At 58.6% G+C, this 444-nt stretch carries 1 protein-coding gene; it reads left to right on the plus strand.

Annotated features, from left to right (window positions below):
• Positions 1-33: 33 nt before the first annotated feature.
• Positions 34-444, plus strand: a 411-nt coding sequence (locus QEH53_RS24030; protein WP_309025778.1) for a transposase, incomplete at its 3' end; no start/stop codon positions are given.

Raw genomic sequence — 444 nt, forward strand, 5'->3', positions numbered from 1 at the left:
ATAAGAAGCAGTCGAGTCAGCCCTCTCGAGCAAGTGGAACTGATCAAGCTTTTGCTTGCTGGATCCACAGTCGTAGCCGCTGCGGAGATGGTCGGCGTGCACGGTACACCAGCTGCTGAGTTCTTCTTGCGACTGAGGGAGGTCATGATGGCCGGCAACCTCCCCGGTTTCGAGCTTAGCGGGGTGATCGAGGCCGACAAGAGCTACTTCGTCGGGGTCCGCAAGGGCAAGCGAGGCCGAGGAGCCGCAGGCAAGGTGGCCGTCTTCGGCTTGTTAACTGGGAGCGGGAAAGTCTACACAACGATCATTCCCAACGCAAAGGCGACCAGGCTTCTGCCCACAATCGACGAGGAGGCCACGCCCGTCAGCATCGTCTACACCGACAACTTCAAAGGCGAAGAAGCCCTTGATGTAGGCGTGTTCCAGCATCGTCGTATCAACCAC

The organism is Pelagicoccus sp. SDUM812002, assembly GCF_031127835.1.
Taxonomy (GTDB): Bacteria; Verrucomicrobiota; Verrucomicrobiia; order Opitutales; family Opitutaceae; genus Pelagicoccus.